At 49.6% G+C, this 26,510-nt stretch carries 30 protein-coding genes; 24 read left to right on the top strand and 6 right to left on the bottom strand.

The window, feature by feature from the left end; genetic code table 11:
* The first annotated feature begins 1,018 nt into the window (after positions 1 to 1,018).
* The 11 genes from FY534_RS08100 to FY534_RS08055 all read left to right on the top strand — a co-directional run bounded on the left by FY534_RS08100 (position 1,019) and on the right by FY534_RS08055 (position 6,913).
* On the top strand, positions 1,019 to 1,648 hold the full coding sequence (locus tag FY534_RS08100; RefSeq protein WP_203114264.1) for a hypothetical protein: 630 nt from the start codon (positions 1,019 to 1,021) through the stop codon (positions 1,646 to 1,648).
* Between the two features lie 59 nt (positions 1,649 to 1,707).
* Positions 1,708 to 2,115 carry a DUF4406 domain-containing protein gene (locus tag FY534_RS08095; RefSeq protein WP_203114263.1) on the top strand — a complete coding sequence of 136 codons (408 nt, stop codon included), beginning with the start codon at positions 1,708 to 1,710 and terminating at the stop codon, positions 2,113 to 2,115.
* A 15-nt stretch (positions 2,116 to 2,130) separates the two neighbouring features.
* Positions 2,131 to 2,730 carry a hypothetical protein gene (locus FY534_RS08090; RefSeq protein ID WP_203114262.1) on the top strand — a complete coding sequence of 200 codons (600 nt, stop codon included), beginning with the start codon at positions 2,131 to 2,133 and terminating at the stop codon, positions 2,728 to 2,730.
* Entirely contained in the window at positions 2,721 to 3,569 is an 849-nt protein-coding gene (locus FY534_RS08085; protein ID WP_203114261.1) for a methyl-accepting chemotaxis protein, read from the top strand. Before FY534_RS08090 ends, FY534_RS08085 begins: the two co-directional genes overlap by 10 nt.
* Positions 3,566 to 3,784 carry a hypothetical protein gene (locus FY534_RS08080; RefSeq protein WP_203114260.1) on the top strand — a complete coding sequence of 73 codons (219 nt, stop codon included), beginning with the start codon at positions 3,566 to 3,568 and terminating at the stop codon, positions 3,782 to 3,784. Before FY534_RS08085 ends, FY534_RS08080 begins: the two co-directional genes overlap by 4 nt.
* Positions 3,768 to 4,067, top strand: coding sequence for a hypothetical protein (locus FY534_RS08075; RefSeq protein ID WP_203114259.1), 300 nt, complete (start codon positions 3,768 to 3,770; stop codon positions 4,065 to 4,067). The genes FY534_RS08080 and FY534_RS08075 overlap by 17 nt, the downstream gene beginning before the upstream one ends.
* Positions 4,030 to 4,752, top strand: a complete 723-nt coding sequence (locus FY534_RS08070; RefSeq protein ID WP_370541522.1) for a sigma-70 family RNA polymerase sigma factor — start codon at positions 4,030 to 4,032, stop codon at positions 4,750 to 4,752. The genes FY534_RS08075 and FY534_RS08070 overlap by 38 nt, the downstream gene beginning before the upstream one ends.
* Positions 4,739 to 4,861: a hypothetical protein gene (locus tag FY534_RS14850; protein WP_255567362.1), complete on the top strand. Its 123-nt coding sequence runs from the start codon at positions 4,739 to 4,741 to the stop codon at positions 4,859 to 4,861. Before FY534_RS08070 ends, FY534_RS14850 begins: the two co-directional genes overlap by 14 nt.
* 15 nt (positions 4,862 to 4,876) lie before the next feature.
* Positions 4,877 to 5,176, top strand: a complete 300-nt coding sequence (locus FY534_RS08065) for a VRR-NUC domain-containing protein (RefSeq protein ID WP_203114257.1) — start codon at positions 4,877 to 4,879, stop codon at positions 5,174 to 5,176.
* A 61-nt stretch (positions 5,177 to 5,237) separates the two neighbouring features.
* Complete coding sequence (locus tag FY534_RS08060; protein ID WP_203114256.1) at positions 5,238 to 6,362, top strand: hypothetical protein; 1,125 nt, start codon at positions 5,238 to 5,240, stop codon at positions 6,360 to 6,362.
* Positions 6,363 to 6,382: 20 nt separating this feature from the next.
* A complete protein-coding gene (locus tag FY534_RS08055) occupies positions 6,383 to 6,913 on the top strand; it encodes a helix-turn-helix transcriptional regulator (RefSeq protein WP_203114255.1) in 531 nt (176 codons plus the stop codon).
* Between the two features lie 27 nt (positions 6,914 to 6,940).
* Here the strand turns inward: FY534_RS08055 and FY534_RS08050 are convergent, their stop codons facing one another.
* Entirely contained in the window at positions 6,941 to 8,059 is a 1,119-nt protein-coding gene (locus FY534_RS08050) for a DNA-methyltransferase (RefSeq protein WP_203114254.1), read from the bottom strand.
* Between the two features lie 171 nt (positions 8,060 to 8,230).
* Here FY534_RS08050 and FY534_RS08045 point away from each other — a divergent pair, with 171 nt between their 5' ends.
* The 5 genes from FY534_RS08045 to FY534_RS08025 all read left to right on the top strand — a co-directional run bounded on the left by FY534_RS08045 (position 8,231) and on the right by FY534_RS08025 (position 13,768).
* The gene (locus FY534_RS08045) at positions 8,231 to 8,911 is read left to right on the top strand and encodes a tetratricopeptide repeat protein (RefSeq protein WP_203114253.1); all 681 of its coding nucleotides are present in this window, start codon (positions 8,231 to 8,233) and stop codon (positions 8,909 to 8,911) included.
* 160 nt (positions 8,912 to 9,071) lie between these two features.
* Positions 9,072 to 11,441, top strand: coding sequence for an ATP-binding protein (locus FY534_RS08040; RefSeq protein WP_238413460.1), 2,370 nt, complete (start codon positions 9,072 to 9,074; stop codon positions 11,439 to 11,441).
* A 107-nt stretch (positions 11,442 to 11,548) separates the two neighbouring features.
* On the top strand, positions 11,549 to 11,971 hold the full coding sequence (locus tag FY534_RS08035) for a hypothetical protein (protein ID WP_203114252.1): 423 nt from the start codon (positions 11,549 to 11,551) through the stop codon (positions 11,969 to 11,971).
* An 802-nt stretch (positions 11,972 to 12,773) separates the two neighbouring features.
* The gene (locus tag FY534_RS08030; protein ID WP_203114251.1) at positions 12,774 to 13,358 is read left to right on the top strand and encodes a hypothetical protein; all 585 of its coding nucleotides are present in this window, start codon (positions 12,774 to 12,776) and stop codon (positions 13,356 to 13,358) included.
* Positions 13,355 to 13,768 carry a hypothetical protein gene (locus tag FY534_RS08025; protein ID WP_238413459.1) on the top strand — a complete coding sequence of 138 codons (414 nt, stop codon included), beginning with the start codon at positions 13,355 to 13,357 and terminating at the stop codon, positions 13,766 to 13,768. Before FY534_RS08030 ends, FY534_RS08025 begins: the two co-directional genes overlap by 4 nt.
* A gap of 53 nt (positions 13,769 to 13,821) precedes the next feature.
* Here FY534_RS08025 and FY534_RS08020 read toward each other — a convergent pair whose 3' ends face one another.
* Both FY534_RS08020 and FY534_RS08015 read right to left on the bottom strand, forming a co-directional pair.
* Entirely contained in the window at positions 13,822 to 14,064 is a 243-nt protein-coding gene (locus tag FY534_RS08020) for an AbrB/MazE/SpoVT family DNA-binding domain-containing protein (protein WP_203114249.1), read from the bottom strand.
* Between the two features lie 363 nt (positions 14,065 to 14,427).
* Positions 14,428 to 14,811, bottom strand: a complete 384-nt coding sequence (locus tag FY534_RS08015) for a tyrosine-type recombinase/integrase (protein ID WP_203114248.1) — start codon at positions 14,809 to 14,811, stop codon at positions 14,428 to 14,430.
* A gap of 437 nt (positions 14,812 to 15,248) precedes the next feature.
* Between FY534_RS08015 and FY534_RS08010 the strand changes: the two genes are divergently transcribed.
* The 3 genes from FY534_RS08010 (at position 15,249) to FY534_RS08000 (ending at position 20,159) form a co-directional block, all read left to right on the top strand.
* A complete protein-coding gene (locus tag FY534_RS08010; protein ID WP_203114247.1) occupies positions 15,249 to 16,565 on the top strand; it encodes a DNA methyltransferase in 1,317 nt (438 codons plus the stop codon).
* A 1-nt stretch (position 16,566) separates the two neighbouring features.
* Positions 16,567 to 17,367 carry a hypothetical protein gene (locus FY534_RS08005; RefSeq protein WP_203114246.1) on the top strand — a complete coding sequence of 267 codons (801 nt, stop codon included), beginning with the start codon at positions 16,567 to 16,569 and terminating at the stop codon, positions 17,365 to 17,367.
* Positions 17,368 to 18,452: 1,085 nt separating this feature from the next.
* Positions 18,453 to 20,159, top strand: a complete 1,707-nt coding sequence (locus FY534_RS08000) for an ATP-dependent DNA helicase (protein WP_203114245.1) — start codon at positions 18,453 to 18,455, stop codon at positions 20,157 to 20,159.
* A 67-nt stretch (positions 20,160 to 20,226) separates the two neighbouring features.
* On the opposite strand, the gene FY534_RS07995 is transcribed toward FY534_RS08000, so the two are convergent.
* Both FY534_RS07995 and FY534_RS07990 read right to left on the bottom strand, forming a co-directional pair.
* Complete coding sequence (locus FY534_RS07995) at positions 20,227 to 20,400, bottom strand: hypothetical protein (RefSeq protein ID WP_203114244.1); 174 nt, start codon at positions 20,398 to 20,400, stop codon at positions 20,227 to 20,229.
* A gap of 236 nt (positions 20,401 to 20,636) precedes the next feature.
* Positions 20,637 to 21,731, bottom strand: coding sequence for a hypothetical protein (locus FY534_RS07990; RefSeq protein WP_238413458.1), 1,095 nt, complete (start codon positions 21,729 to 21,731; stop codon positions 20,637 to 20,639).
* A gap of 192 nt (positions 21,732 to 21,923) precedes the next feature.
* Between FY534_RS07990 and FY534_RS07985 the strand changes: the two genes are divergently transcribed.
* Genes FY534_RS07985 through FY534_RS07965 form a run of 5 tightly spaced genes read left to right on the top strand, consistent with a single transcriptional unit; the run spans position 21,924 to position 24,838 of the window.
* The gene (locus FY534_RS07985) at positions 21,924 to 22,181 is read left to right on the top strand and encodes a hypothetical protein (RefSeq protein ID WP_203114242.1); all 258 of its coding nucleotides are present in this window, start codon (positions 21,924 to 21,926) and stop codon (positions 22,179 to 22,181) included.
* Positions 22,178 to 23,440 (top strand): Y-family DNA polymerase, encoded by a 1,263-nt coding sequence (locus FY534_RS07980; RefSeq protein WP_203114241.1) that lies wholly within the window; start codon positions 22,178 to 22,180, stop codon positions 23,438 to 23,440. The genes FY534_RS07985 and FY534_RS07980 overlap by 4 nt, the downstream gene beginning before the upstream one ends.
* Positions 23,437 to 23,838, top strand: a complete 402-nt coding sequence (locus FY534_RS07975) for a YolD-like family protein (RefSeq protein ID WP_203114240.1) — start codon at positions 23,437 to 23,439, stop codon at positions 23,836 to 23,838. The genes FY534_RS07980 and FY534_RS07975 overlap by 4 nt, the downstream gene beginning before the upstream one ends.
* Positions 23,819 to 24,466: a hypothetical protein gene (locus FY534_RS07970; RefSeq protein WP_238413457.1), complete on the top strand. Its 648-nt coding sequence runs from the start codon at positions 23,819 to 23,821 to the stop codon at positions 24,464 to 24,466. The genes FY534_RS07975 and FY534_RS07970 overlap by 20 nt, the downstream gene beginning before the upstream one ends.
* Before the next feature lie 36 nt (positions 24,467 to 24,502).
* Positions 24,503 to 24,838, top strand: a complete 336-nt coding sequence (locus FY534_RS07965) for a transposase (RefSeq protein WP_072874689.1) — start codon at positions 24,503 to 24,505, stop codon at positions 24,836 to 24,838.
* Between the two features lie 384 nt (positions 24,839 to 25,222).
* Here the strand turns inward: FY534_RS07965 and FY534_RS07960 are convergent, their stop codons facing one another.
* Positions 25,223 to 26,500: an IS110 family RNA-guided transposase gene (locus FY534_RS07960; RefSeq protein ID WP_203114238.1), complete on the bottom strand. Its 1,278-nt coding sequence runs from the start codon at positions 26,498 to 26,500 to the stop codon at positions 25,223 to 25,225.
* Between the last annotated feature and the right edge of the window lie 10 nt (positions 26,501 to 26,510).

The raw sequence follows: 26,510 nt of genomic DNA, 5'->3' as shown, positions 1-26,510 counted from the left end.
GAGACGAAAATAAGGCCGAATCTGGCGGTGTGTGCAGATGAAGCAGGCAGGTGAAGGAAGCCGAGCCTGCTTTTTTGCGAAGTTTGTGAGGCGTCCCAAAGTAGACTCGGCATCTGAGGGGGTATTTTCGGCAATTTCCAATTTTCTCGAAAGCCTCAAATCCCTTGTGCTGTCTGAGAAAAATCGACTTTTTTCGAGTGCGGTAATCACCGGTAATCACAAGCTGAAATTGGGTGATTACCGCCTCGATCTCAAGTGGCACAAGGGAAAACGGCATATATTTAAATATATTTAGTAATCACCAAAAATATATAGTGATTACCGTTCTCTTCCCTTGTCCTGCAAGGGATCGAGGTTAATTTCCAGCAGTGCGGTAATCACTCGACGATCATAGGGTGTTTTTAAAAGAAAAATCGAAATCAAAGTCAAAAAAGGTCAAAATTTAAGTTAAATCAAATTCATTTAAGTCGAGATGTCGAAAACGATCTCAAAAATCAATTTTTGAATCGACGATCTACATACCCTGATCGTCGAGTGATTACCGAAGCGAAAAAAATGCCCGTGAAGCCAAGTGGCACAAGGGCTGAGAACGGTAATCACCAACTTTTTCGAGTGATTACCGCACTTGAAAAATGCCGAAAAATCAAGGGTTTTGAAAAGTGCTGGTGATTACCGAAAATCGCATTGAGTGATTACCGAACTCGAATTTAATGATTACCGGAGCGCAAAAATATTCCTAGGAACACCACAAAAAACAGAAAAAGGTTAGTAATATCTATCCATTCAAGTTAAATGATTGCTAACATTAGCCAAACTAAAACAGTAAATGAAGTCTATCAAATACCAGAATCCAACCTATACATGAAGAATCAACCATCTATAAAACTAAAAAATTACGATATTCCGTCTATTTAAACTGGTAAATTCCCCCGATTCGAACGTTTGACGGCTGCATATACAGGGAGGGGGTATGTGTGGCGTTTCTCACCTCCGTCCCCTTCTTTATTGGGGTGATGGTGTGGCCGGTTATGTGCGATTGCGGCGTTTCGATGTGATCCGCAAAGACTTATTCATCCTTGGGTTCATTCTCGTCACTGGATCGCTGCTCTTGCATAGCGTCTGGTGGGAGAAGAAGGCGGGGGTTGTCCCTGTGCCGACATTGCACGACGTGCAACTCATGGTGAACGGTGAGGATCCGGGAGGTTCCTGGCTGACCTATACGAATCCAGCAACGAGCCAGCCGATTCTCCATACTCTACCCTTGCAAAACGGCAACCTGTCTGCAGCGCCTTATGTCTTCGCATCCCGCTTTCTGGTCACCATCACACCTGCTGCGCCCCGTCCCCCGCGAGTTTCTCATGAACACAAGACTCTGGATGATAACGGCTTGTTCGATGAAATCCTGACGTTGGCCGCATCGGTTGCTGTGAAACCTGTGCCGGGCGGATTTCAGGTGTGGGCGGCCCCAACGTCCAATGTGGCGGCTTTGCGAGTGGATGGACTCACCGTGCCGCTACGCTGGAATAAACCCGTTGTGGTGACGGTCTCCTCACTCTACACCGTGGAGGTAATAGGGAAAGGCTGGACAGCGATGTGCAAATTCGACCTTGACAACCCCTTCTTTTCGAGCAACAATGCTCGACATTAAATCCTCAAATGTTCCATAAATAGAAAAAATATCAATTTTGAGAGGATGGCGGTGGTTTCATGCGTGTCTATTTGTCCGGGCCGATGACGGGACATCCAGAGTACAACTACCCGTTGTTTCGGCGGGTGGCGTCATTGCTTCGCGAAGACGGCATCACGGTGGCCTGTCCCACCGAGTTAGGTTTGGCTCCGGTACTTCCGTGGGAAGCCATGATGCACTCCGCGCTGCAACTCCTTCTTCAATGCGAGGCGATTGCTTTGTTGCCAGGGTGGGAACATTCGCGAGGCGCAAGGCTGGAAGCGGCGATAGCAGCTTCGCTTCAGATGGAAATGGTACGAGTTTCAGAGGAAGGCGTGTTTTCTTCGATGACGGAAGCGGAAAGGGAAATCCTGGTGACGATGCTGGACGCCTTGCGGGATTCCCGAGAGGCTGTATGTGAAGCGGCTCCCACTGCCATCGAATCATGAAAGGAGAGAAGCAGTATGTGGATGGAGCGACAAAATAGCACAGATACCACTTTAACCGCGCACTTGAATCCTTTGGAAACCCAAGCCTACGGGTTTCCGGAAATACGCCTTGTGGCCGAGATGAGTACAGAAGAGTTGCAACGGATGAGCGCGGGAATTGACGCGGTGTATCGAGTTCTTTTGGAAAACGGCTTAGGGCCAGATTTCCCGAAAAGGGTCGGGGAACGTGTGGTTGTGGACATCGCCGCAGACGCAGAAGGCGGGCTTCATCTAACGTATCACGTCCCGACGGAAGCGAAAGTGCCCGTAGAGTTCCAAGAAGAAGACGACGCCACCGACGCTATTTGGCTCACGTTTTCCGCTTTTGACGATGTGCTGGATTATTGTCAGGCGTATCCCCGTCTACCGGATGCCGCACTCTTGAAGTATGAAGGATTTTATATTCTCGACTTTTTGGATCAACCAGAAGGGGATGCCTGGACGAGACGCTGGGAATATGCGGTGGAGAAAACGTGGTCGGCGAAGGAACTGTACGAAAACGCCCGCTGGCTCATGGAGTTTGGTGCAGTGGAGCGGTTGAGCAGGGCGGCAGGAGGAGAAGAAAAATGGGTTTAATCAACATCGGTTCGCGCCCGTCCTACGTGGCTTTAGATGCGGCTTTTGCCGTTTTGGGCGCGCAAAGTGCTTTTTATGCCGCATTGTTTGACGTGGAAAGTGAAAAAGTGGTGCGTGTCTGGAAGAACCATTTTGACATGAAACTTCGAGAGGGCGATCCCCTTCCCGAAGGAAGCAGTTTGGCAAGGAAAGCTCTGGAAAGCTGGACGATTCAGACAGGGTACTACCCCGCTGAGCAAAGTGTTGTGGGGGTGACGTATCGCGGTGCGGCTATCCCTATATTCGATGAAGAAGACGATTTGATGAAATATATCTTAGGCTTGTACCAACCCTATCGAATGGACGAAGTAAACCAATATTCAACCATTCTACAAAACGGTCTCGCTGACATGGCAATGGCGGGGGAAGGGTTCGCCCAAAACGCCGTAGCGTCTGCTGAACGTGCGGAAAGAATGGCAAAGGAAGTCACCTTGTTAGCCGAACACAAAGACCGCCTCACAAACCTTATTCGTTTTTTGCGAGATTCCGCCGATGAACTGGAACTTTTGGGACTCAACAGTGCCATTGAAGCGGCACGATTGGGGGCGGCAGGGAATCCGTTTCGAGTGATCGCAGAACGGATGCGTAATTTCGCGCAAACCGCCAAAAAAGAGTCCCGACAAACAGAAGAGGATTTACGCCATATGGCAGAGGAAATCACCGACTTGCAAGGCATGGCGGAAGCGATGGCGGCAGAAGCCGAGGAAAAGGCGGCAACGAGCGAAGAGTTAGCGGCGGCGGTGCGGGGGATGAGCGATACCGCACAGGCGTTGCAACGTTTGATGGAGCAAGTTTTGTGAAACACGGATGCCAGGTTGCGTTGGGTGTCGCGGTAGCTGTGTTGGTGTTGCCGGAGTGGTTCAGTTTTTGCAGTGGGGCGGATATTTGGATACCCATTTCCTTGCAAGAATGCAGAGTGGCGGGCGTTGCGGCTCTGATGGTGGGCATTGCCGCCACGGTTATGGAGTTTGTGAGGAAGAGGAAGGGGGTCAAAATCTTTGAACGCTGTAAATGACAAACAACATCCAGGGTTCGCCCGTGTGAAGGCGGCGGTCTATGACTGGGCACAAGAGACGGAGGATTCGGTAGAAAACGTACTGGCCTTTTTGGGGAGAAGGCCAACTTTGGGATTGGCGATGCAGCTACTTGGCGTAGATGGACTGGCGGAACGGGTAGCCTTGATGGCCTGGCTGAAAGATTGCGGGTTGCCTGTCCCTCGTATCACTCAGAGGGAACAGCGAATCATGGACGATTGGAGAGATGGCTTATGTTTATCCTCGCGTGCTTTGTCCTCATAGCCATATGCGCTGCAGGGTTGCGGGAAATCGGGCGAAATCGATGAACCCGATGCACCATCAAAGACTGGCGATCCTTTGGGCCTGGAGAGTCAGAGGCAGGGCGCAGTCGATGCGTATCCCTATGGAAGATGTGTGCCAGGAAGCGTATGTGGGGCTTTGTTTAGCCGCCGCAAGATACCGGCCTGAATTAGGCGTTGCGTTTTCCACGTTCGCCACCGCCTGGATTCGAGGAGTCCTGGAACGAATGTTCGCGCGGGAGACCCGCACAGGCGCGAAACTCAAAAACGTTGCGCGAAAAAAGTTGAAAGAACAGCCGGAAGAAATGTGGATGTTTACAGGAAAACATGTGGATTTGGATGAGATCACAGAGGTGGACGAGTTTCGTTTTGCTTCTATGTCCATCGATGAAACGCGGGTAGAAGTGCAGGAAGCTATCGGCTTGTTGCCGCGAAACGTGCAGCAGACGGTCTGGCTACGGGTACTCGGATACAACATTTACGAAATCGAGGTCAGACGAGGGATCTCACAAAAACAGGTCTCTTTGCATCTCAAGCAGGCAAGGACATCTTTGGCTCCGTACTTCGGTGTGGACGGCACAGGACGAAGCCCTCGCACCGTATCTCTGCAAGCTCCGCCTTCGCCTCCTTCTTTATCAGGGGGGTGTGATTCGGTTGAGGCAACCTGATGATGAGGAGTCCAAACGTATACCGGATTGGCTGAAAGTTCTGGTACTTACGTTATCTGCGATTCTCGGCGGTATGGCAGGCGTATTTTTGCACGGACGTGGGTTTTGAAAGGAGTGGTGGCTGGTGCGGGAATCCGGGATACAACGCAACATTTTGAAGGCATTGAATGCCTTGCCCCAGACCAAGGCGATCAATCTGCACGGCAGTGCGTATATGGAAGCGGGGACTCCCGATCTTTTGTGTGTGTCAAAGGGGCGTGTCTATTTCTTGGAAGTCAAGCGCCCCGGTTATAAGGCCACATCCATTCAACAGCATGTTCAGCGTGCCTGGAGGGATGCGGGCGCAAGGGTAGCGGTGGTCACCAGTGCCTCGGAAGCATTGCAAGTCGTTTCCCAATCTTATCCAGATTCTAATGAAGGCTGAACGTCTTGTGTTATTGTGTAATCGAACATGTGTTTGGTATTGAGAAAGGGGTTTTCGCAGGATGAAGGTGGATCGGCTGAAGCTCTTGTCGGCGCTCAAGGCAGCGCAACAGGTGGCAGGGAGAAGGACGCTCGATCATGCGCCACAGGCGGGGGTAGCGAAAGCAAAAGTAGAGCAGGGGACGCTCAAGCTCACGGCGATGGGCGGGGGTGTGACGGTCGTGGAACGACTGGAGGTATGGGATGTCAAGGAGAACTGGAGCGGTGTGATTGCGCTGGCGAAGTGGCTCAACCTTCTATCGCGTCTGGAAGAGGATGATGTCAGGCTCGAAGTGAGTAACGAGAAAATTCGCTTACGCTGCGGTGCGGCCAAAGCGGAGTTTGCCCTCTCCGATGTGCCGTATCCAGAGATGCAGGAGCCGCCAGGTGAGCGCATCCCTGTGGAGAGGAACCTGTTGCAAACGTTGTTGCAGGGCGCACCGGCGTTCTGGCCGAAAGAAGGCGGCAATGGAGATCAATATGTATCTGGAGAAGGCGTTGTTCTTGGTCTTCGAGAGGGACAGTGGGTGGTTGAGAATGTGACGCGGGATGGGAGCCTTTGCTACCGTGGGGTGCGGACGAGTGATGCGGGCATGGATGGACAAGCCTATCTCACAGCGTCAGGTGCGAGAAGTCTATTGGCGCTCTTAAAAAATATGGCCGAACCCACGGTTTTTCTGTCGTTTCTACCGACACATTTGGCGGTGTTCGGAGAATCCCGATGGATGTTGCTGGAGCATAGCGCGGGAAAGTCGCTTCCGTTGGAAAGGCTTTTGCACGCTCAAGCGGAATGTATGTTCTGTGTCTTTGCTACACACTTGGAACAGGCGGCTTGGCGGCTTTTGGCGGTGCTGGAGGACGGGCCGTCGCATCGCCCTACGTTGGAATGGCGGCAGGGGGCGCGGATGGACGAGTTGCGAATTAGCGGCGTAGACGATGCTGGAGAATATGAAGAAGTGTTAGAAATCCAACTAGAGAAAGGGACGTTGGCGCAGGCTTCGTATCATGCCAGGCGGCTTCAGATGGCCCTCTCTCACATGAACGGAGAGATTCGGGTGGAGAGTTGGGCGGGACAGGTCAACGCGCCTATTTTACGAATCCAAGGCGATGGGTTGACCTATGTTCTAGCGCCCATACTGCGACGTTAATCCAGGATGGGGTGATGGGTATGGATGGCTTTCGAAAGCAGATGATCGAACAGACAAGAGAAGCGCTGGCGGTAGCGCGAGAGGAACACAGGCGTTGGCAACAGAGATTGAAAGCAGAGAAGACGAAAGAAAATATGCGGGCACTGCGGATTGCCAAAGGCACGGTACGTAGTTTGGAGTGGGAACTGAATTACCTGGAAAAAGGCGGGGAGCGCCCTTGTGGGCAAACGCTGGTGGACAACGAGTTTTGGAACCGCGCCTGCGGGACGCTGTCGACGGAGCCGTATCAGGCTCTCTTTGGTGGCAGGGAAGAGACAGCCGTCGCAACGTACAGCGATGTAGAACTTGAAATGGCGAGACATGAAGTACGAGTGCGGCTGACCTACAATGAGCGGGTGGTGTATGAGGCGTATCAGGAAGGCATGACTACGCGGGAAATCGCCCGCGTATTAGGTGTTTCGACGGCCAGTGCAAGGGATTATCTGCGTCGCGCAGAGCACAAGCTGTCGGAGGCAGAGTCGTTGCAGATGCCTTTGCCGTTTCGCTCCTAAGCCTTGCGATTTAACAGCAAGGCTTTTTTAGTAGCCGAATAGACTGAGTTGAATGGCTTCAGATGGCTCTTCGGTGTCCTGCAAACTCTCTACATCCGATAGATTCCATAACCCGGCACGAAACCGGGCGATTTTGGCATACATCGGTTCACGTTCAATCCCCGTCGCTTGGCATCCTTCAAGTACCGCCGCTTTGAGGGTACTGCCACTTCCGCAAAAAGGGTCCAGGACGTGACCGGCTTCGGGCGTGACCAGGCGAATCAGCCAGCGCAAAAGAGGCGTGGGTTTGCTGGTAGGGTGTGGATTTCGTGCCATGGTTTTTCGTATCGTACGACTTTTACCGGTTCCGGTATGCTCCATACCTTTGTGGCGCGTAGGCATTTTGGCAGAGAGCTTCGGAGGCACAGGAATGGTTCGCCCAAAGATGTCCCTGTCCCGGTCATCGGACGTGATTTTGACCGACAGGGTTTTCGGCGTCAGGTTCTCCACTTGATCCACACCAAAGTAGGGATGTGTCCAGTGGTCGGTATCCAGGGTGGCGACATTGGCCGGATAACGTCCCCTCACTTCATAGGCTGTCCGGGAAGCGGTGCCGTCCAGACTGCCAAAATGGGAACGACCGCCTTTCCATCCGGATAGCGTCTCTCCAATGCGGCAACGGTCGACGAAATAAGCACCGACACCATAGCAGCGAAGGTTTTCTTCCAGTGTACCGATGAGTGGTTTTCGGGCGACGAGAACGGGTTCGTGCGCGGGTTTTAGGTCAGCACCAAGACCGGATGACAGGTGGTCGATGTGCCTGGCGCGGGCGATGTCAGGCATTTTTGGCATACCACTGGTGTAGAGCCAGATCAATTGATCCCGGATATCCAAACCGGCACTCTCCACGCCAAAGGCCAGCGCGTGATAGGTTTTTGTGCCCGCAAAGGAGAGGAGAAAACCGCCGGGCTTGAGGACTCGAAGAGCTTCTCTGGCCCAGGTTTCCACCCATTTGGCGTAGGCTTGGTTCGTAGAAAACGTGTCCCACTTGGCCCCGTAGAAGCCAATCCCATAGGGCGGGTCGGTCACGATGCTGTCGATACTTTCCGAGGGGATACGTTTCAAGTGTTCTAGTGCGTCGCCGTTGATGATGTGTACTTGTGCCAAGGAGTTCGCCTCTTTCCGTGCAGGATGTTCATAGAGGAAAGAGATGTGGACGTGGTCGCACTTCGTTGTGAGCGTGCTGAACGCGAAGTTGCTATTTTCGCTCATGAAACGATAAGATGAAACCAATATGGAAACGATGGCGTGATTTGATCTGAAAAGGTGGGAATCCCGATGCGCTGGATGGCAAAACTTTTGGCCATTTTTATCGTTTTACTAGCCATAGCAGGTTTCTGGATACCGCTCTTTTTTCCTCACGAAGAAATGGTACAGCCAAATTTCCTACTGACGGTTCTGGCGACAACAGGCGCTTTAGGTGGGATAGCTTTTGCGTTGTATGGATGGTATACATCACGTGAGATTCCTCGTTATATAGAGGAGTCAGCGAAAAAAATTTCTGAAGAGATGTGGCGAGATTTGCAACAAACCTTTTATCGACAACAGGAAGCTATGCAGAAAGTGATGGCATCCTATTCCGTTCAGGATGCTCATCAAAAAATCGACTTGTTAGAAAAGGCTATTGCGCAGGACCCTACGGTATATAACGCTTATGTGGCACTAGGTTATGTTTATTGGTATGAACTGAAAGATGTCATGAAAGCGGAAGAATGTTTTCGCAAAGACTTGGCCTATCACCCGGACAATGTTCAGTCGATGGCAGACCTGGCAGCACTGTTTGCAAGCGTTCAGGAATACCATGCTGCAATGCGATGGATACGAGAAGCATTACAGCACCAGCCGGCGTTGTGGAAAGATTTTGATACGGATTCCAGACTGATTCGTTTGCGGGAAACGCATCCCAAGGAATGGGCGGAACTTTTGGCACCTGCAAAAAAACATACTCAGAACCTCTAGCTCCCTTCGCCTCCTTCTTTTAGGGAAGGGGGCGTTTTTCATCGACACGGTTTATATCGAGGACAATCGGTTCTTTCAAAAAAACGGTAAAACGTATGCTGTGTATCAGCTGCCGCTCTTGCCGTATGAACACCAGTCCGACACGGTGCGAGGACAAGTGGTGCGGCAACTGGACATCTTTTTCCATAACTATCACGGCCAGGGTCAACTCTACAGCCTCTCGCGTCCGTTATCCAAGGAAGAAGTGCTGGAGCGCATGCACCGCTTCAGCCAACACCCGTACTGGCAAAGTCACGAAGAACTGGTAGGACTGCAGTTGGACAAAGTGGGTGTGTTTGAGCGCGAAGTTTTTCTCGTTCTGCCACTGCAAAGCAGTTGGCGGGTGGCTTGGGACGCGGTGCTCAATCGTCCCGATGAAATGCTCTCTCGTGGCAAAGGTGTGGGACGCCATGCCCTTCGACGCATGGTACGCAGGCGCAAAAACGTCTCTCCCAAGGGAGGGCGTGCCCTCTTGAGCCTTGCGGAACTCATATCTGCGAGACAGGCGGAACAAACGCTCTTCAATCGCCTGACCGCCACGCTCCCCGGTCTTCTGCGTGCCACGCCAGCCGATGTGGAATGGCTGCATCGATCTCCCTACTACCGAGGGCTTTTGCACGTTCCTTCCACTCTGTCGAACGGTGCCCCCGCGCACTTTCGCGTCGAATCGGGAGATGTGCTGGTGGAACCCGCCCCCCTATCGCTCGATTTGGCCGATGCAGTGGTGAGGGAAGATCTCTTTCGCGTTCGCGTGGAACATGCGGATAGCCAGACTTCGTTCCAATCCGTCATGGCGGCGGCGCGGGTCCCTGAGCATATCCAACGGCTTGGCGACGAGTGGGTGTATGATTTGGTGGAGATGCAAGAATTTCCAGTCGATGTGTGTATCTCGTTTCGGGTACGTTCCCCGTCCGAGGCCAGGGATTTGGTGATTCGAAAGCGCAAGGTGACGATGGGGCAAGGAGAGGAGTATGCGCTGTCGGGGGAGGTGCCGTATGAGATTTATGACGCGCTCGATGCGGCACGGGGGCTGGAACAAAAAATCAAGGATGGCCAGCCGGTTGTGGAATTCTTGCCCCTTTTTGCACTCGGAGCCGACAAGGAAGGGGAATTGTTGCGGCGGGAACGCATTCTTTTGGAAGCGGCCAGCACGAGGGGGCTTCGTCTGGTGCATCCGCCGGGGGATGCGTATGCGCTGTTTGACGCGTTTTTCCCTGGGGGCACCGCTCATTTGGAGTCTCGTTGGCAAAATGCCTGTGATCCGTTGTTTTTGGCGGCATCCGGTGTCCTCGGTACGGCGCGGGTGGGCGATCCGGCGGGTCAATGGTTTGCCATGAACGCGCTGTCGGGGAAGCCTGTGTGGGTGGACTGGTTTCGGGCCATGATGGAGGAAAACCGCACGGGAGCCGCCGCGTTTTTAGGAACGTTGGGGAGCGGAAAAACCAACGCCATCAAGTATGCGGTAGATACCATGCTCTCCTGGGGGGCAATGGGGATTGTGGTGGACCCCAAACAGATGGAGTATCGATGTCTAGTGGAACTTTGGCCCAAAGAAAGCGTGTGGTGGCGGTTTGGACTGGATAGCACGTTACAGTTTACGCCGTTTCGTCTTGGAAAAGACGCAAGAGAGTGCAAGCAGTTTGCGGCAGGCTTTTTGTCGGTGCTACTCAACTTGGGATCGGATCGCGACAGTCAATGGGCGCAAAACGCGATGTATCATGCGCTGGATGTGTTGTACAAAGGCAAGCAGTGGGATATGCCGCGTTATCTGGAGGCGTTGCGTCAGGTAGCGACGGATCGGAAACGGGCGGAAGAAGAGCGACGAATGGCGATGCTGTACCACGATACGCTGGAGCGTTGGGGAGAGGACGATCAGGGTCAAGCGATGTTTGGCATCGATGGGGCAGTGCGGACGATGGATGAGATGGCCCAACTACTGGTGGTGTCCATCATGGGGCTCGAGTTTCCAGAGCCGGGGCAAAGCCCCAACCACTGGCGTCCAGGTCAACGGTTTGCCGTGGCCATTTTGTATCTCATTGCAAGGCTCGGTATGGTGCGTCTGATGGCAGCACCTTCTCATGTGAAAAAGTTTTTCGTCGTGGATGAGGCATGGATTTTACGGAGCATCCCGGAAGGACGGGCGCTCATGAACAGTATTCTGCTGATGAGCCGCAGCATGAACCTGGTCTTGCTTCTGGGACTGCAAAACCCCGACGTACTCTTGCCCAGCGCAGAAGGCAATGACGATATTGCGGCCAACCTGGGCTGGATGTTTGTGGGACGCCTGGAGTCCGAGATTCAGGTGCGCCATGCGGTGAAGCTGTTGGGGTTACCAGAGGATGTGGATATCGGGGAGTATCGCACGGCGTTTTCCCGGTTTGAAAAGGGACTGGGGTATCTGCGCGATCCATACGGACGCATTGGACTGGTGCAGGTGGATGTCCTGGACAAGGAACTGCTGGAACGGTTTTCCACAACACCGAAAGCGTGAAAGAAAAGAGACGAAGTTTGCGAGAGCTTCGTCTCTTTCATAGATAGGTGGAGAAATGCCGATAGAAGTCAACGATGGCTAAATTGAGCAGAACAGGGGTGAAAAAAATGTGGGCTTCGATTTTTTTGAATAGTTTGGGGTTGTTCACTTGCATTCCTTCTTGGGCGGAATTCTTCAAAGAAAAGGGAAAAAATGCTGGACCTTGGTTCATGATCACACTTGTTTTTACTGCAACTTATGCGATGGGAATTCTTTATTCAGTGGGGTCACCACCAAGTTTTCATCCCCCGGTGATTCATGTTACGGCAACTTATGTTTTGGGTTATATCATTTTAATCTCGGTGGGATTCGGTGTGCAGTTCGCTGTCCTTTCCGAACGTCAAAAGAAACTTTTGCCTGATCCCTCCGATCAAAGCCATGACTCCCACCGAAACCAAAGTATACAAAACCATTCCGACAAGGCTCAAAGCAAAAAAGATAAGAAACTTGGGCAAAAATCGAATGAACGGAAGGACGGAAAGAACGGCTGACTGGTTTGTAAAAAATACTAAGAGTTCTAATATAAAAAATCCCACTGAACTCCATCCATATAGTAACGGATGAGTGTAAATTTTGTTAGCCAAATAAGTAATGAGATGTCTCACGATATAGATATAAAAAATTGCGCAATAGATATCGATTACGATGGACAAAGATACCCAAATGATTACAGTGTCCAACAAAATAAAAGCATCATTTAAGTATAGGGCACCAGTGATGGGGATGCGCCAAATTGCAATTGGGCTGTAAAGGAGTTGAGTAAAAAACCAACTTGCTGTTGCCGAAATGAAAGCAAAATACTGTTTTTTTCGTTTGGAAATTTTGCATTGATGGGATTTCCCTAAACTTATCCAGGGAGCTTCTAACAATGAAATATACCATTGTAGAAAATACTTCATGAAATTCACTCCTCAAAAAAATGGTTAATTTTGTGGTGTTCCTAAATTCTTGTTTACGGATAAAAATTCCTTTTTAGGATTTTCAATGAGGTCAATGAGTTTTCTTCAAAATACAGTGAAGCCTAGATAAGTTTTGCATTGCATATCCAGCATATCGATGCCTTGGACAAGGAACTGCTGGAGCGGTTTTCCACAACACCGAAAGCGTGAAGGAGGCAAAGAAATGAAGGCATTCTAGAGACCATGCTCCCCTGTCGAATCGTTGAAGCAATCTTTACGAGAAATGCAGGACATTCGTCAAGGAAAGCTCCTAAAAAAGACATGGAGAGAATTTCTTGAAGAGTTGCGCGAAGACGAGTCACTACCATAGAAACAAGGAAAGGATGGAGCCAGGATGCTGTTTTTTCCATGGAAAAAGGTCGGGTATGGAACTGCGGCGCTCGTCTTGTTGGCCGGGATGGCGGTGCTTGGCGGGGGGTGTCTTGGCCACAAATACGCCCCCGTACACTCCAACGCCAAGTCTTCTACGTTTATCTTGCCGAAAGGCGCATCACCGAAAATCATTTTACCCGGCGGCAAGGCTATCTCCTATCCGCCGATGGTGCAAAATGGTCTTTTGGTCACGCCGGGCGGTGTGGATTTTGTACCGTCGCTGAGTTTTACTGGCGCTCCTGACGGAAATCAGTTGGCCGCGTTTCTCAGTGCCGAGGATCGGGTGTCGTTTGTGGCTTCGAAAGGTCAGGTACAGGTGACGTTGGATGCACTGCTACCCGAGGGCGTTACGGCAGAGGTGAACGGGAAGACGTTACAGGTTAACCAGACGTTGACGGTTCCGTGGGCTAAGCTCGTGTTGAAAGATGGAGAGGCTTCTGCCCAAACCTTCCCGGTTATCGTGAAAAAAGGTGTCCTGATGCTGGATGCGCCGGGCGTGGTTTCGTCGCACTCCACCGCTCCAACGAAAAAGGCGGTGAAACGATGAAACTCTACTGGACAAGACATGCGAAGGACCGTTGCAAAGAGCGGGCTGTGGCGAAATCCACCGTGGAGGCAGCTGTGAAGAATGCACTGCCTCTGCTCATTGGGCGCGGCGAGGAAATGATACGGATTGGAAAGTTGGAAGTGGTGGTAGAGATGCGTGCCGAGCAAAACGAAGTGCGGATTATCACGGTGACTTGCAAGAAAGATCGGTTGCAAGAGATGCGAGGTTTCACAAACCGGGAAGGTGTTCGGCAAGCGCATATGCGGCAGAGAAAGAAGTATCGTCGAGGTTTTCGGAATCAGAAAGCCGGAGAGCGCAGTTTTTGGGTGGCACAGGCGGTTGAAGCACGAAATTGGCAGAAAACAAAAGCGTGGAAAATATGGGAAGAGAACGGGAAAATCCTGAACTAAAAAATTGAGCCGTCTGCGTGAACAGGCGGCTTGGATATAGAACGAAACCATCTTTAGATGGTTTGCAGTTCTGCCTTGCAAGCAGAACAAACAGGATGTCCTCGATATGGGGTAACATCGTCCATACTTTGGCAAAATACACATCCTGGTTGGTACTTGCTAAGAACCATGTTTTCGCTGTCTACAAAGATGGCGAGACTATCCCGGTTATGAATGCCGAGTAAGGTTCTGGTTTCTTTGGGGATAACGATGCGACCGAGATCGTCGATTTGACGAACAATGCCTGTACTGCTCATGGAACCACCTCCTTCGCGTCCCGACAAATTTTGACAAGGCGGTATGCAGTACCTTCTGCAAGGCGAACAAGGGATGGGAGAAATTTAAACTCAACGAATGGATGGCAATTTTTCTTTGCTATCCGCCAGAGATGCGCCGATTCATGGATACAACTTATTGGATGGAGGGCTACCACAGGCCACTTCGTAAGGTGACCAGGGGAAAGAGCATCTTCCCGACGGATGATTCTCTCACAAGATGCTATACTTGGCCACGATGGAGGTTAAGAGACACTGGACCATGCTGGTGCAGAACTGGGGCTAGATTCTCAGTCCGTTTATGATAGACTTTCCGGATCGTATAGAACAGTACGTCCGCTAAGGTCACTCAAAGGAGTTTACACAAAATGATTGACAGATCTCGCAGGCGCGTTTTAGTGCCCCACCCTTGCGACTCATGAATAATGGTTCAACGCCTGATGCACCGGGTCGAGTTGTAAGATACTCGGCTATTGCTTTGGTCACGCTGGCACCGATCGCAAAACTCTTACGTTTCCCCGTCTTTTGTTCTACAACCGTCATATTCCCCCTAATGCGACCTCTCGTATCGGTCACGTCACCGACTGTCAGGTTCAACAGGTCGGATACTCTCAAACCACTGTTGATGCCGAGAACAAACAACGTATGATCTCGCAGACTGGTTCCACGCAGGTACTTTTTTATGGTTTCAAGTTGTTTCCGATCTCGGATCGGTTCGACAAATTCCATGACAACATCGCTCCTCTCATAAGGAGCCATAAGGTATGACAAAACGGTATTTTGTTTGGTTCATTGCTGACCAACTGCGACCAATACTGCACGAAATGCCATGAAACTCCCGTCCAAAGCCACTTTTAGCCCGATTCAGCAACCGAACACAAAATCCATTGTGTCTCATTGACACGATAGAATAAATGCGAACGGATGTTTGCAAACTTGAGCAGTCGTCATCAGAGCGGTAGAGAGCCGATTTGCACACAACCAAAAACTTTTCTCTCTTCCGCCGCGTAGTGGGCGGATTTTCTTTCTCTAGGGTAGATCCAAAACTGACAACCTGTATCGCTGGATCAAAGAGGATTCACCCAAGTCGTCGCGAATACTGTCGAAGTGGGTAATGAGGTACGATGGTGGAGTGGTTCACGAGACAACAAGTGGGAGGCAATGAATTGGCTATTCAAAGCACAGAAATTCACAGGCTAGATTTCTCAAACCCAAAGATCAATCAAACAGCAACAGAGGATAAGCCTATTCATGACTGGTATCGTTTCGTGCTGTCATTCCCGCCGCATTTAGTGCGCGAGTACATAACTAGATTCGGGCTGAATCAAGACACGGTGTTACTCGATCCGTTCTGTGGTACGGGCACAACGCTTGTAGAGGCTAAGTTGAACGGCATTCCGAGCGTAGGTATCGAGCGGAACCCTGTTGCCCATTTTGCATCGGAAACGAAAGTGTCATGGGAAGTAAACACCGATGAACTTTTGAATCACGCACGCTTCATCGCGGATACAGTCATACATGAACTCCGAGAGGAAGGCATAGACGACATTGGCATGACGTGGCACGGTGATTCCGAACGGCTAGAAACCCTGCCAGAAGAAGCCGAAAAACTTCTGTTAGCACGATCCATCAGTCCTCTGCCGCTGCACAAGACGTTGAAACTGCTTGAAGTGATCCGCCGCTATGATGATCCGAGGTTAGTCAGATACGAAAAATTAGCTCTTGCGAAAGCACTGGTGACTACAATCGGAAACCTACATTTCGGCCCAGAAGTCGGTGTAGGGAAGGTCAAAGAGGATGCGCGTGTAGTTTTTTCATGGTTAGGGAACGTCGAAACGATGGTCAATGACATCAACAACAAACAGGCGTACCGAATGGTGCCAAGTTCGGTTCACCTTGATGATGCGAGAAATGCAACGCGTGTTCTCGAACCGCACTCCGTAGACGCGGTGATCACGTCACCGCCGTATCCGAACGAGAAGGACTACACCAGAACCACTCGGCTGGAGTCGGTTATATTAGGCTTCCTTCGTGACAAAGAAAGCCTGCGAAATCTGAAAAAGGGCTTAGTTCGGTCGAACACCCGTGGTGTGTACAAAGGTGATTCTGACGATGTATGGATGGAGCGTTTCCCTGAAATCCAGCGAATTGCAGATGCCATCGAACAACGCCGAATCGAATTAGGCAAAACCTCTGGATTCGAAAAGCTGTATGCAAAAGTGACAAGGCTCTATTTTGGTGGCATGGCGAGGCACTTGAATGAACTGAAAACCATTTTAAGACCCGGTGCAAGGTTGGCCTATGTTGTTGGGGATCAGGCCAGCTATTTTCGAATCCTCATACGAACGGGGCAACTATTGGCAGACATCGCCGAAAATCTTGGTTATGAAGTCGAGTCCATCGATCTGTTCAGAACGCGGATAGCAACTGCAACCAAACAGCAGATGAGGGAAGAAGTCGTTGTTTTACGTTGGAGGGGATAAGGTGGAGCGTGCCAATCGTTACTCTCAACTGATCGAGGCTGTCTTTTTTCGGCACTATAAAGACGGTGACACCGAAGTGTCGTTTATGAGAGAAGAACTAGAGGAAGTGGCAAGGGAACTAGATGTTAAACACCCCAAGAATCTGGGAGACATCATGTATAGCTTTCGATACCGGACTACGTTGCCGGATTCCATTCGCAAACTTGCACCAGAGGGAATGGAATGGGTAATTTACCCTGATGGCCGTGGAAAGTACAAGTTTGTCCCGCAATCATCGAATTTGGCGCGTATATTGCCGAATGAGTTGATGTCCGAAACCAAAATTCCAGAGGCCACGCCGGGACTTGTCCTGAAGTATGCAGGTGAAGATGAACAAGCCCTGCTTGCGAAGTTGAGGTATAACAGGCTCATCGACATCTTTACAGGGGTGGCGGCCTTCTCGTTGCAGAATCACCTGAGAACTACGGTTCCCGGCGTGGGACAAGTTGAAACCGATGAGATTTATGTAGGTGTGGACAAGAAAGGTGTACACTATGTTTTCCCTGTGCAGGCGAAAGGGCATAACGATATGCTCGGAATAGCGCAAGTAGAACAGGACTTTATGGTGTGCGAGACGAAATTCCCCGACCTGATTTGCATACCAATAGCGGCACAGTTTATGCAAAACGATGTGATCGCTTTGTTTGCATTCGAGAAGAATGACGGCAAGGTTTCTTTATCATCGGAACGTCATTTTCGACTCGTACCACCGGACGATGTTAGTCGTGATGACCTTAAAGTGTACAAGTCTCGTACAGAGTGAAGACCGAAGCCGCCCCGGATAGTGGGCGGCTTTTTTGCGTTTATCTGTTACCAACGAAGAGGATTCAATGCATCCCTAGAGAATTATGACATCATCGAATAACGTGGGAGTTGTCACCGCAGGTGTATCGTTCGTTGCCGCACAATCTGTGCGTGACCGTGTTCCAATATATAAGGTGCAAGACAGAAAACGGCTCTGCTCGTGCAATTGGACTTCGCAACACCAAGGAGACTGCTCTCCAACGTCCAGAGCAACAACAGTCTACCGTGTGAGGAAGACAGGACATCCATAATCACTTTGGAAGGAACATATGTTTGCATCTAGGTTAATTGATATATAATTCCGCGTGTTAGATGCGATAAGAGAGATCAAAATGTGGAGTGGTGACGGCCCGATTGCGAAAGAACAGCCCTTTTCTGAGCGAGATAATTCGACAAAAGCTTACAAATCGAAAGAGCATACTTCTAAGCTTGTTTGAGAAGAGCCTACCGGATCACTACCAAACGGAGGTAGTTCGAACGTCACAGGTTCAAATGGCATTCGACATTTCAGAGTTTCTAAACGACAACTCTGGCAAGAGAATACTCGTAATTGAAGCCCCGGTCGGCACTGGCAAATCGCTCGGAGCGTTAATTCCGTCAATGCTGGAAAAGCGGCTCCAAGATAAGAGGGTTCTTTACGCGACTGCAACCATAAATCTGCAAGGGCAACTCATGCGAGATGAAACACCCTTGCTAGATAAACTTGGACTCGTAGACCAACCTATTTTGGCAAAGGGTAAGACGCATTATTTCTGTATGAAAGAGTTTCGGCGTAATAGGCACAGATTTCAACAGTATGAGGATCGTTTGGACTTCTTCAATGCGACATCACAGACTGGACACCGAGATGAGTTTGAATCGCGATTTGGCCCAGTGGATGAAGCCACGTGGAAGTATTGGTCTCTTACTAGATCAAAGGGTGAATGTGATCGATGCGAACTAAGGTACAATTGTGCCACTTATAAGCATCGTTCGTCATTCCTCAGCGCAGAGAACGACTTGATAATAACGAACCACGACCAATTGATTCGGTCAGTATTGAACGTGACCAGCGAGATCCCTCATAGCCCCATCGTTCCACTCAATCCGGGAATCATAGTTATCGACGAAGCTCACGACTTTCAAACGAACTTCTTAGGGCAGGTAACAGCAAAAGTAACCATTGAAGATTTGAGATCGAAAATTCCATTTGTACCGAAGAGGATTCGGGAAACCTATGTTGCCTCTCTAAAAAAATTGCAGGATCGATTGACCGCAGACGCGGAGAAGGCAGAAACCACAGGAGGTAGGTATCCGATTTCCGACCAAATCTCAGGGCTTCTCACAACAGTATATAGGTGTATCGATGATGCTCTGACATCTTTAGTGGCGCGTAATCAAAACCTACTCGCACAAGATGAATTGGCAGAAATGTTAGAATCCCTGCGTGTGATCTGGGACGCCGAATATGTAACGTGGATCGAATATGAAGAGGATGCCTTCTGTGCTGTGAGTACACATTTTCCAGAACAATTCCGCCAAACGCTTGATCATTTAACCCGGAGGAACAAGGTAATAGTGATGTCAGGGACGCTGACCCCAGATGGAGACTTTACGAATTTTCTTACTCAGTGGAGAATCAATCCGAAGGATGCGTCCTGTAAGACGCTGCCCACACCGTTCGACTTTTCTAAGCAAGCCATGATCTACGTCCCTAACGACTTGGTAGCGGCGCAAGAGTCAACGGGGCCAGACTATTTACCTAATCAAATTTCTCACATTCAATCATTACTCGACATCACTGACGGGCGAACCTTGATACTTTGCACATCCAAAGTACACATGAATGATATACATGAAGGGCTTATGGATTACGCCAAGGAGAAGGACTTTACGTTGCTAATGCAGACGAAGGGAGCTGTCGAACAACTAACACGGATGTTCAAGGAAGATGAACGAAGCGTTTTAGTTGGCTCAGGGAGCTTCTTTTCTGGTTTCTCCGTCCCCGGCCAAGCACTTATTTCTGTCATCTTGACCAGACTGCCGTTCCCCGTTCCGAATGATCCTTATTTGGAGCTATTAAGTGAGGGGTTAGACAACCGTTTCCAACAAGTGACGTTCCCTCACATGATGGTTAAGCTGAAGCAAGCCGTGGGACGGTTGATTCGCGACATTAGTGATTATGGGGTAATTTCCATTTTGGACTCACGCGTTTTTACAAGTGATGAATACGGTACGGAGGTGCGTGGAGTCTTTGAAGCGATGGGTTACAGATTTACAAGGTCTGTCGATGATGTGAGGACGTTTATTGCGTCTCGATTCAATCGAAGTAGTGGTGTGGAATATGCAACGTACGACCGTAGTGAACTATCGATTGCACCTCTTCTGTCTGACGACTTAGTGCCGAACGGCAATGATGTTTTAGATATAGGTGTGACAAATGTTCGGACGAGAACAGCCTCCGTAAAACCAACAATATCTGAAAAGCAATGGGCTTTCGCCGAAGAGATTTGCCAATTGAAAGGGCAAAAACTGAACAAGAAGTGGTATAAAACGCCTTTTGAGTTATACAGGTACTTATTCTCCCTGTTCTACACGGTTAGGGAAGATACCAGTCCCGTGTCGCAAGGATTTCCGTTTGATAATGATGAACAGCGGGACGAGTGTCTGAAGTACAACGGACATGATTTGATAGTCACCTACGTTTTACCCCCTGAAGAATTAGAAAAATACAGGTCTATGACAAATAAATCGACATATTTTCAGCGATAAACATATATTGCACCCAAACGTACATGAGCCGCTCGTACACCGAGCGGCTGTTCCATGTCCATTGCCACTACTGTACGCTGGCTTGAAGCACTACAAGTTTCCCGTTTTCCTCTTCCACACCCGCCCCACATTCGCAATAAACCGCCTTGTCCGCCACCTCAATCACCGTACCTTGACCAAGCGTCACACCGTCGCCCCAACGCTGTTCCGCGCCGCAGTTTTCGCACCGGATGATAAACATTTGACATTTCGCTCCTTTCCGTTGATGAGACGGGGATACCGCGAGGAACAGGTGGCGTCGATTATGTGGGGGAAAGTTTGGCATGTTCTTGGAGAATCTATCGATACGATTTTGAACAATCACAATAACAGAATATGTATTGAGCAGAATTGTTCTCCATGCTTGTTGAACACATTCGTAGCGCAGAGTGATAAGACAATCGGCGGAGTTAAAGAACCCAGACTCCACCGATCAGGTTATTGTACACGCAGAAATTGTAAAAGAAAATCTTCGTAAACTTGGTCACAAATCATCTGAATGATTCGATCATTGATGTCAGTTGAAGATGGAAGTCTCCAGTCTAAATAGGACATTAAAGCTGTGCGATAGATCACGGGTGCAACATTGCCCAATGCGGTTTTAACCTTTCTACCTTTGTATCGCCAATGATCAGCATAAATGGCATTACCGTGTAGAAATGCGTTCCTAGCATCGTATAGTCCATTGCAGATACGTTCAACTAGAGTCACGGATTTGATTTTGTTACTGATTCGAAGTCGAAATCGTCGGTGACGTAACGGAGGGTTCCTCCATTGCGCGCGACTCAACAACTCGAAGACAGTAGTCTTATTTACTCCTTTGTCTTTTGGATGTGCGAGGATTTCTAGTGCACTGACCCAAAGGGCCAAGGAAGAACCAAAATCGTGCATTCCACCTTGATTTTTCACAGGTAGAGTAAGTGCCCGATATGCCATTTCCAATGATCGGAACAGCTTTCGCCTATCCCAGTTATCTGACCCCGGTTTGATGTACCGTTCTTCCCATTTTGCAAGAAGTAATTGAAGTAGGTTGAAATCAACCATAAATCTATCTGATGGTTGCTTAATATACGGGGACGGCATCCCCACAAATGGGGCATTTTCTGAACTGCCGACCATTAACGCTGCGTTAATGACTATCAGAGTGTCTTGTGACCCAACAACGACAGGATACAGATCAAAGAAATCTGACCACAAGGGATTAGACGGACTACTGATCTGAGAAAAGTTCATATGACCCCATCCCGGAAGAATGCAAGCCATAGCAATGCAATTACGGAAATCAACCATCGCGGTCACAGACTTTACCTTGTCAGGCGCATCATCACGATAAATTAGGGCTGACGGACTGCGGCTATGACCATATTCATCACGGAAGCCGTTTAACAACTTGTTTGCGCCTTTCGATACTTCTTGTATTTTTAAGAGTCGAGGATCATCAAATGGAACGAGTGCTACTGTATTTGAATTTACTTCGAATGATTCGCGGATTTCTAAATTTGAAAGCACGTAGCCCAATTTCCAAATAGACATGGAAGTCACCGTATTCACCTCAAATTGATTATAGGGCATATCCGTTTCAGCGTTCAGAACATAGTTTTCATTGAAGTGGAGTGCAGTGGTCTGACGCCCATAAATTACATGCGAACATCCGTTTGTATATCTGCCTAAAAGCCGCATATAATATCGAATAGGAACATATGTTCGATTATTGGGGATTGAGCAATGGATAGACCAACAGCTACACTGCGTCGCCTGCTCATTTTAGAGTCACTTCAGGAATATATAGCCCACGAAATTATCACCGTTAGAGAGCAAATGCGGCTTAAAGACCTGAAAATCATAGACCGTAAAACCAATCTGCATGACATTTGGATTCAATACAAAAGCGGAAGTGAGTTCGACGAAGCAATTTTCATGCGTAAAATGCTCGATGCCGAGTCAAAGAACCGCGCCAAGAGAACCGGGATTATCTCACCATGAGCAAGCTCATCTACGGCCTTTGCGACATGCAATCGTTCTATGCCAGTTGCGAGGTGGCAAGCCGCGAGGAATATGCCGCACGGCGCAAGGAGTTCGATGACAGCACCGATCCTGCGCTGGTTGTCTCCGGCGACCCTGCGCGACGTTCAGGCATCATTCTGGCAGCTAAACCGACAGCCAAAAAGTCTGGTGTTGCGAACGCAATGAGACTCGGTGAGGCATTACAACTCAATCGAAACCTCATCGTGGTCAGGCCACACATGGAGTTTTACTTACAGGTCAGTGTCCGAATTCAGGAAGTCATGCGACAGGTATTCCCGCTACAAGAGCAGTTCAGCGTGGACGAAGGCTTTTTCGCATTTCCGTATCCTTCCGACTTATTCCCTGACCCGATTGAGGCTGCCCGAAAGTTGCAGGCGAAGATATGGGATCAGTTCCGCATTCGCAGTCGAATCGGCATGGGGCCGAACAAGTGGATAGCCAAAATGAGCAACGCTAAAGCGAAAAAGTCGCCCGCAGGCATTGTGTGGTGGAGAGAAGAAGATGTGCCCACATCGTTGCACCCATTGCCTGTTGAAGATATGTGGGGGCTTAAAAAACGGGCGGAGACACTTCGTAATGAGTTTAAGGCTCAGACCATCGGCGATGTCGCGCGGATTCCTATAGGGCAGCTACGTGCGAGATTCGGTGTCTGGGGCGAGGTTATCAGTAGATGGTCGCATGGCGAGGACATAAGTGAGATAAACCCGAACAGCTACAGCGTGGCTCACAAAGGATTTTCGCATCGTACAACGCTTCCAAGGGATTTTTTCGAACGGGCCGAAATCGCTGTAGTTATCCTTGAATTGCTCGATGAGGTCTGCTATCGGCTGAGACGGGCGCACCAAAGTAGTAGGCGTCTTGGGCTTGGATTGACATATGAACGGATGACCGGGGGATTTTGGAAGGCTCGAACCTTGGAGCGGTACACTGATTCGCCGGAAGAATTGTACCCAGAACTTCTGTCACTCTTAGACCGTCACTGGGACGGTTACACGGGCGTAAGAGCAGTTTGTGTTGGGGTGGATATGTTGCAGTTTTCAGGCGAAGCGATGCAATTGTCGCTATTTGACAATGTGCCGCAGCGAAAAGAACTATACGCCGCAGTAGATCGGATTCACGAACGATTCGGCGAAACGTCGTTGATGAGGGCTGTAAGCCTCACCAAAGCAGGTCAACTTCGCGACCGAAGTGAGAAGATCGGAGGACATTTCGCATGAACATCAATGAGGGCAACATTTTTGAAGCGATGCGGCTTGTGTTGCCGGAACATCGAGGCGTGATGCAAGGTTGGCAGCGGGAGCGGAGCGCAAAGAAGCCTACCGCGTTATCAGAGGATGAAGCCGAGCAGATGCAGTACATATTGTCGGAGGCGATTGAGAACCGTTCCAGAGTCCGTGTCACGTTATTTGGTGAGCATGGTAACACTGTGCTGGAAGGTGTGCTGGAAGGTGTGCTGGAAGGTGTGCTGGAAGGTGTGCTGGAAGGTGTGCTGGAAGGTGTGCTGGAAGGTGTGCTGGAAGGTGTGCCGATTTACGACGGGCGGTTGAGGATTGCAACGGATGAAGGCGTTCAGTTGGTGGATGTGAAACGACTGGTTGCAGTTGAAACGGTGTAGGGAAGTCCACGAAACTCGTACTTATTTCATTCGATATGGTCATAATCCCGTGATTTCCCATAACTACATCTGTCACTTCTGCCTCATGCTCTCCGTCTATATGACTGAAAACGGCAATGAGAGCCGAAATCGAGAGGATGAAAAAGAAGTGAAAAATAAAGCTGCTGTATTAGGAGTAATCGCTGCCGGAGTGGTCGCGACACAAGGTCTAATTCCAGTTGTCGCGCACGCTTCCACGCATGTCACATATGCACCGACGACAATTTCAATGACGGGACAGGCCGCGCAACATCCACAGCATGTTGTCGCGAACGATCCGTGGTCAGGAAAGCAAACAAGTTGGGTGCCCGTGTATTATCTGCAAAAGGCATTGAAGTCCGTTGGAGTTCAAGCGACATGGAATGGCAGCACGTTGGACATCGGTACAACGCCGAACGGTTGGAAGGTGAACGTCGCCGGAGCACCATCAGTGGGGAATCCGCCAACAGGACAAATGCAGTTTTCAATCGGCGCGACGCAGGACGAGTTTTTAAGAGCACCGAAGCTAGTGGCAAAAGACCCTGCCAGTGGCGTTGATACGACATATATACCTCTTAAGCCCCGAAATCAGGTTGGACAACCTCTCTAAAGTATAGGAGACTAGAAGCAACAGGAGGTTGTCTATATGGAACGACGGAAATTTTCATCACAGTTCAAGCAACAGATCGTCCAGGAATGTCTGGAAACTGGTAGTCCTACTATTGTGGCAAGGAAGCACGATCTAAATGCCAATATGGTTGGTAGATGGACTCGTGAGTTTAAGAAGACAGGTATAACGCCTGGAAAATCAAAAGGTATACCAACACATGTCACTTCAGATGATTACCAACAGGTCGTTGAAGAGCGTTCAGAGTTGGCTTCTGAGAATGATAAATTACGAAAGGCATTAGCTGACCAGGCACTCGAAAATCACATTTTGCGTGACCTGTTAAAAAAAGCCAACCCTCACTCCCTCAGATGATTAGCCTTTTCTCACGAATGCTCGCTCATTCGCAGGATTTCATTAACCTAGTTATAAGATGGATTGGGAATGAGGAGATACCTCGTAAGGCAGAACCGTTCGAGCGCGTGCGGGAACAGAAGGTGCAGTGCGTTTTAACAGCATCTTCCATATAGGTCCTTTGCTGCACGCTTCTCTCCACAAGGTCCCTGGGATTCACTCTCCCAAATCTCGACGGGTCTACGCCCTTACATTCCTTCGTCCTATCTATCCAAGGTGTGGAGTCCAATCAACGTTTGCGGAACGGGTCTGCTTTGCCCTAAAGTGAGGGTTTCTTGGTACTCCGTGCTTTCTTTGTGAAATCCTGCGAATGAGCCAATCTACGTGTCGAGACCCTCAGGTTTCTTAAGCTGCTAACGTAAGTTGGGCTTTATCTAAACTGAATTCTTCCCCTTGTCTGGCCATAGCGACGAGCATTCGAGCCAGTTTACCGATTAATTTCATGATGGATTGCATCTTGGTCATCCGTTTCACTTCAATGTTGTGTGTATGCAGGGCTTGAAACGCAGAATTGTGGGACAGCAGGCGAAACACAGTGAAGTAGAGGTGCTTGCGTAGTAGCGAATTGCCTCGCTTTGTGAGCTTTATTTTCCCCTTGTATTTACCAGAACTCTTCTCAGCGAGGTTCAAACCGGCTTTTCGCAGCAACTGGTTTCCATGAGACAGCTTACTTAAATCACCGCCAAAGGCTAAAATGGCAGCCGTTGCAGGAGCAGATACCCCGACGGACAGAACGAGTTCTGAACCAGGAATCTCGGGCAGCATCTTCTTAATCATCTCGTCAGCTTCCTCAACAATCCTCTGAATTCGTTCGTACTCATCCACCAAATGTGTTAGTTCCCATTTGTCTTCCTCCAGGGCGAAAGTGTCTCCAACACTGTGTCTGGCTAACTCAAGAAGTTCAATCGCCTTACGTTTTCCACGCAAACCACCAGGTCTCGACATGTACTCTCCCCAGATTTCTATCATTCGTTCTGGAGTAAGCTGTAGCAAGTCAGACGGCGTCGAGAACCGGCGCAATGTCGCTAGGGAACGAGCACTGAAAATATCCTCAAATGCTTGTCCATACTCAGGGAAACGAATATCCAGCCAACGATGGATACGGTTTTCGATCCGTCCACGTTCGATCACCCAGTGCTCCCTGTTTGTGACGACGACTCGGATCCGCCGGAATGCTTCGTCTTTTGGGGAAAAGGAGGCGTAGTATCCACGACTGACGGCATCTGCAATGACCAGTGCATCCTTGGGGTCATTTTTGGAAGGCGAATTATCTCTGTTTTCCTTGTTTCTTTTGGTGGTCAGTGGATTCACGAGTACAACGTCGATACCTTGTTTAACAAGCCAGTTAGCAAGGTTAAACCAGTAATGTCCGGTGCTCTCCATACCTATGATGACGTCGTCCATGCCATGGGTTGTCTGTAGCTTGCGAATTGTTCGTTCCAGATACTCAAAACCGGAGCGGTCATTTGAGAATATAATAGGCTTGTTGCTGAGGACGATTCCTCTAAAGTTAATAGCTTGTGCAGCGTGTCTCTCCTTGGCGATGTCGATACCAATGACAAGGGTTGTAGTGGAAATTCGTTCCACGCGTTGATTCTGCACTTTAACCAGTCTAGACTTCATATTAACGCCT

Origin of the sequence: Alicyclobacillus sp. TC (genome assembly GCF_016804365.1) — a bacterium.
GTDB lineage: Bacteria > Bacillota > Bacilli > Alicyclobacillales > Alicyclobacillaceae > Alicyclobacillus_I > Alicyclobacillus_I tolerans.
This window is presented reverse-complemented; position numbering and strand designations above follow the sequence as displayed.

Bases quoted from the DNA above. Each gene is read 5' to 3' on its own strand.
- FY534_RS07985 (WP_203114242.1), top strand. From the start codon at position 21,924: ATGGATAGACCAACAGCTACACTGCGTCGCCTGCTCATTTTAGAGTCA.
- FY534_RS08045 (WP_203114253.1), top strand. From the start codon at position 8,231: ATGCGCTGGATGGCAAAACTTTTGGCCATTTTTATCGTTTTACTAGCC.
- FY534_RS07960 (WP_203114238.1), bottom strand. From the start codon at position 26,500: ATGAAGTCTAGACTGGTTAAAGTGCAGAATCAACGCGTGGAACGAATT.
- FY534_RS08055 (WP_203114255.1), top strand. From the start codon at position 6,383: ATGGATGGCTTTCGAAAGCAGATGATCGAACAGACAAGAGAAGCGCTG.
- FY534_RS07990 (WP_238413458.1), bottom strand. From the start codon at position 21,731: ATGTCTATTTGGAAATTGGGCTACGTGCTTTCAAATTTAGAAATCCGC.
- FY534_RS08035 (WP_203114252.1), top strand. From the start codon at position 11,549: ATGTGGGCTTCGATTTTTTTGAATAGTTTGGGGTTGTTCACTTGCATT.
- FY534_RS08030 (WP_203114251.1), top strand. From the start codon at position 12,774: ATGCTGTTTTTTCCATGGAAAAAGGTCGGGTATGGAACTGCGGCGCTC.
- FY534_RS08015 (WP_203114248.1), bottom strand. From the start codon at position 14,811: ATGGAATTTGTCGAACCGATCCGAGATCGGAAACAACTTGAAACCATA.
- FY534_RS08025 (WP_238413459.1), top strand. From the start codon at position 13,355: ATGAAACTCTACTGGACAAGACATGCGAAGGACCGTTGCAAAGAGCGG.
- FY534_RS08085 (WP_203114261.1), top strand. From the start codon at position 2,721: ATGGGTTTAATCAACATCGGTTCGCGCCCGTCCTACGTGGCTTTAGAT.
- FY534_RS08090 (WP_203114262.1), top strand. From the start codon at position 2,131: ATGTGGATGGAGCGACAAAATAGCACAGATACCACTTTAACCGCGCAC.
- FY534_RS07975 (WP_203114240.1), top strand. From the start codon at position 23,437: ATGAACATCAATGAGGGCAACATTTTTGAAGCGATGCGGCTTGTGTTG.
- FY534_RS07965 (WP_072874689.1), top strand. From the start codon at position 24,503: ATGGAACGACGGAAATTTTCATCACAGTTCAAGCAACAGATCGTCCAG.
- FY534_RS08070 (WP_370541522.1), top strand. From the start codon at position 4,030: ATGGCTTATGTTTATCCTCGCGTGCTTTGTCCTCATAGCCATATGCGC.
- FY534_RS08095 (WP_203114263.1), top strand. From the start codon at position 1,708: ATGCGTGTCTATTTGTCCGGGCCGATGACGGGACATCCAGAGTACAAC.
- FY534_RS07995 (WP_203114244.1), bottom strand. From the start codon at position 20,400: ATGTTTATCATCCGGTGCGAAAACTGCGGCGCGGAACAGCGTTGGGGC.
- FY534_RS08060 (WP_203114256.1), top strand. From the start codon at position 5,238: ATGAAGGTGGATCGGCTGAAGCTCTTGTCGGCGCTCAAGGCAGCGCAA.
- FY534_RS08020 (WP_203114249.1), bottom strand. From the start codon at position 14,064: ATGAGCAGTACAGGCATTGTTCGTCAAATCGACGATCTCGGTCGCATC.
- FY534_RS07980 (WP_203114241.1), top strand. From the start codon at position 22,178: ATGAGCAAGCTCATCTACGGCCTTTGCGACATGCAATCGTTCTATGCC.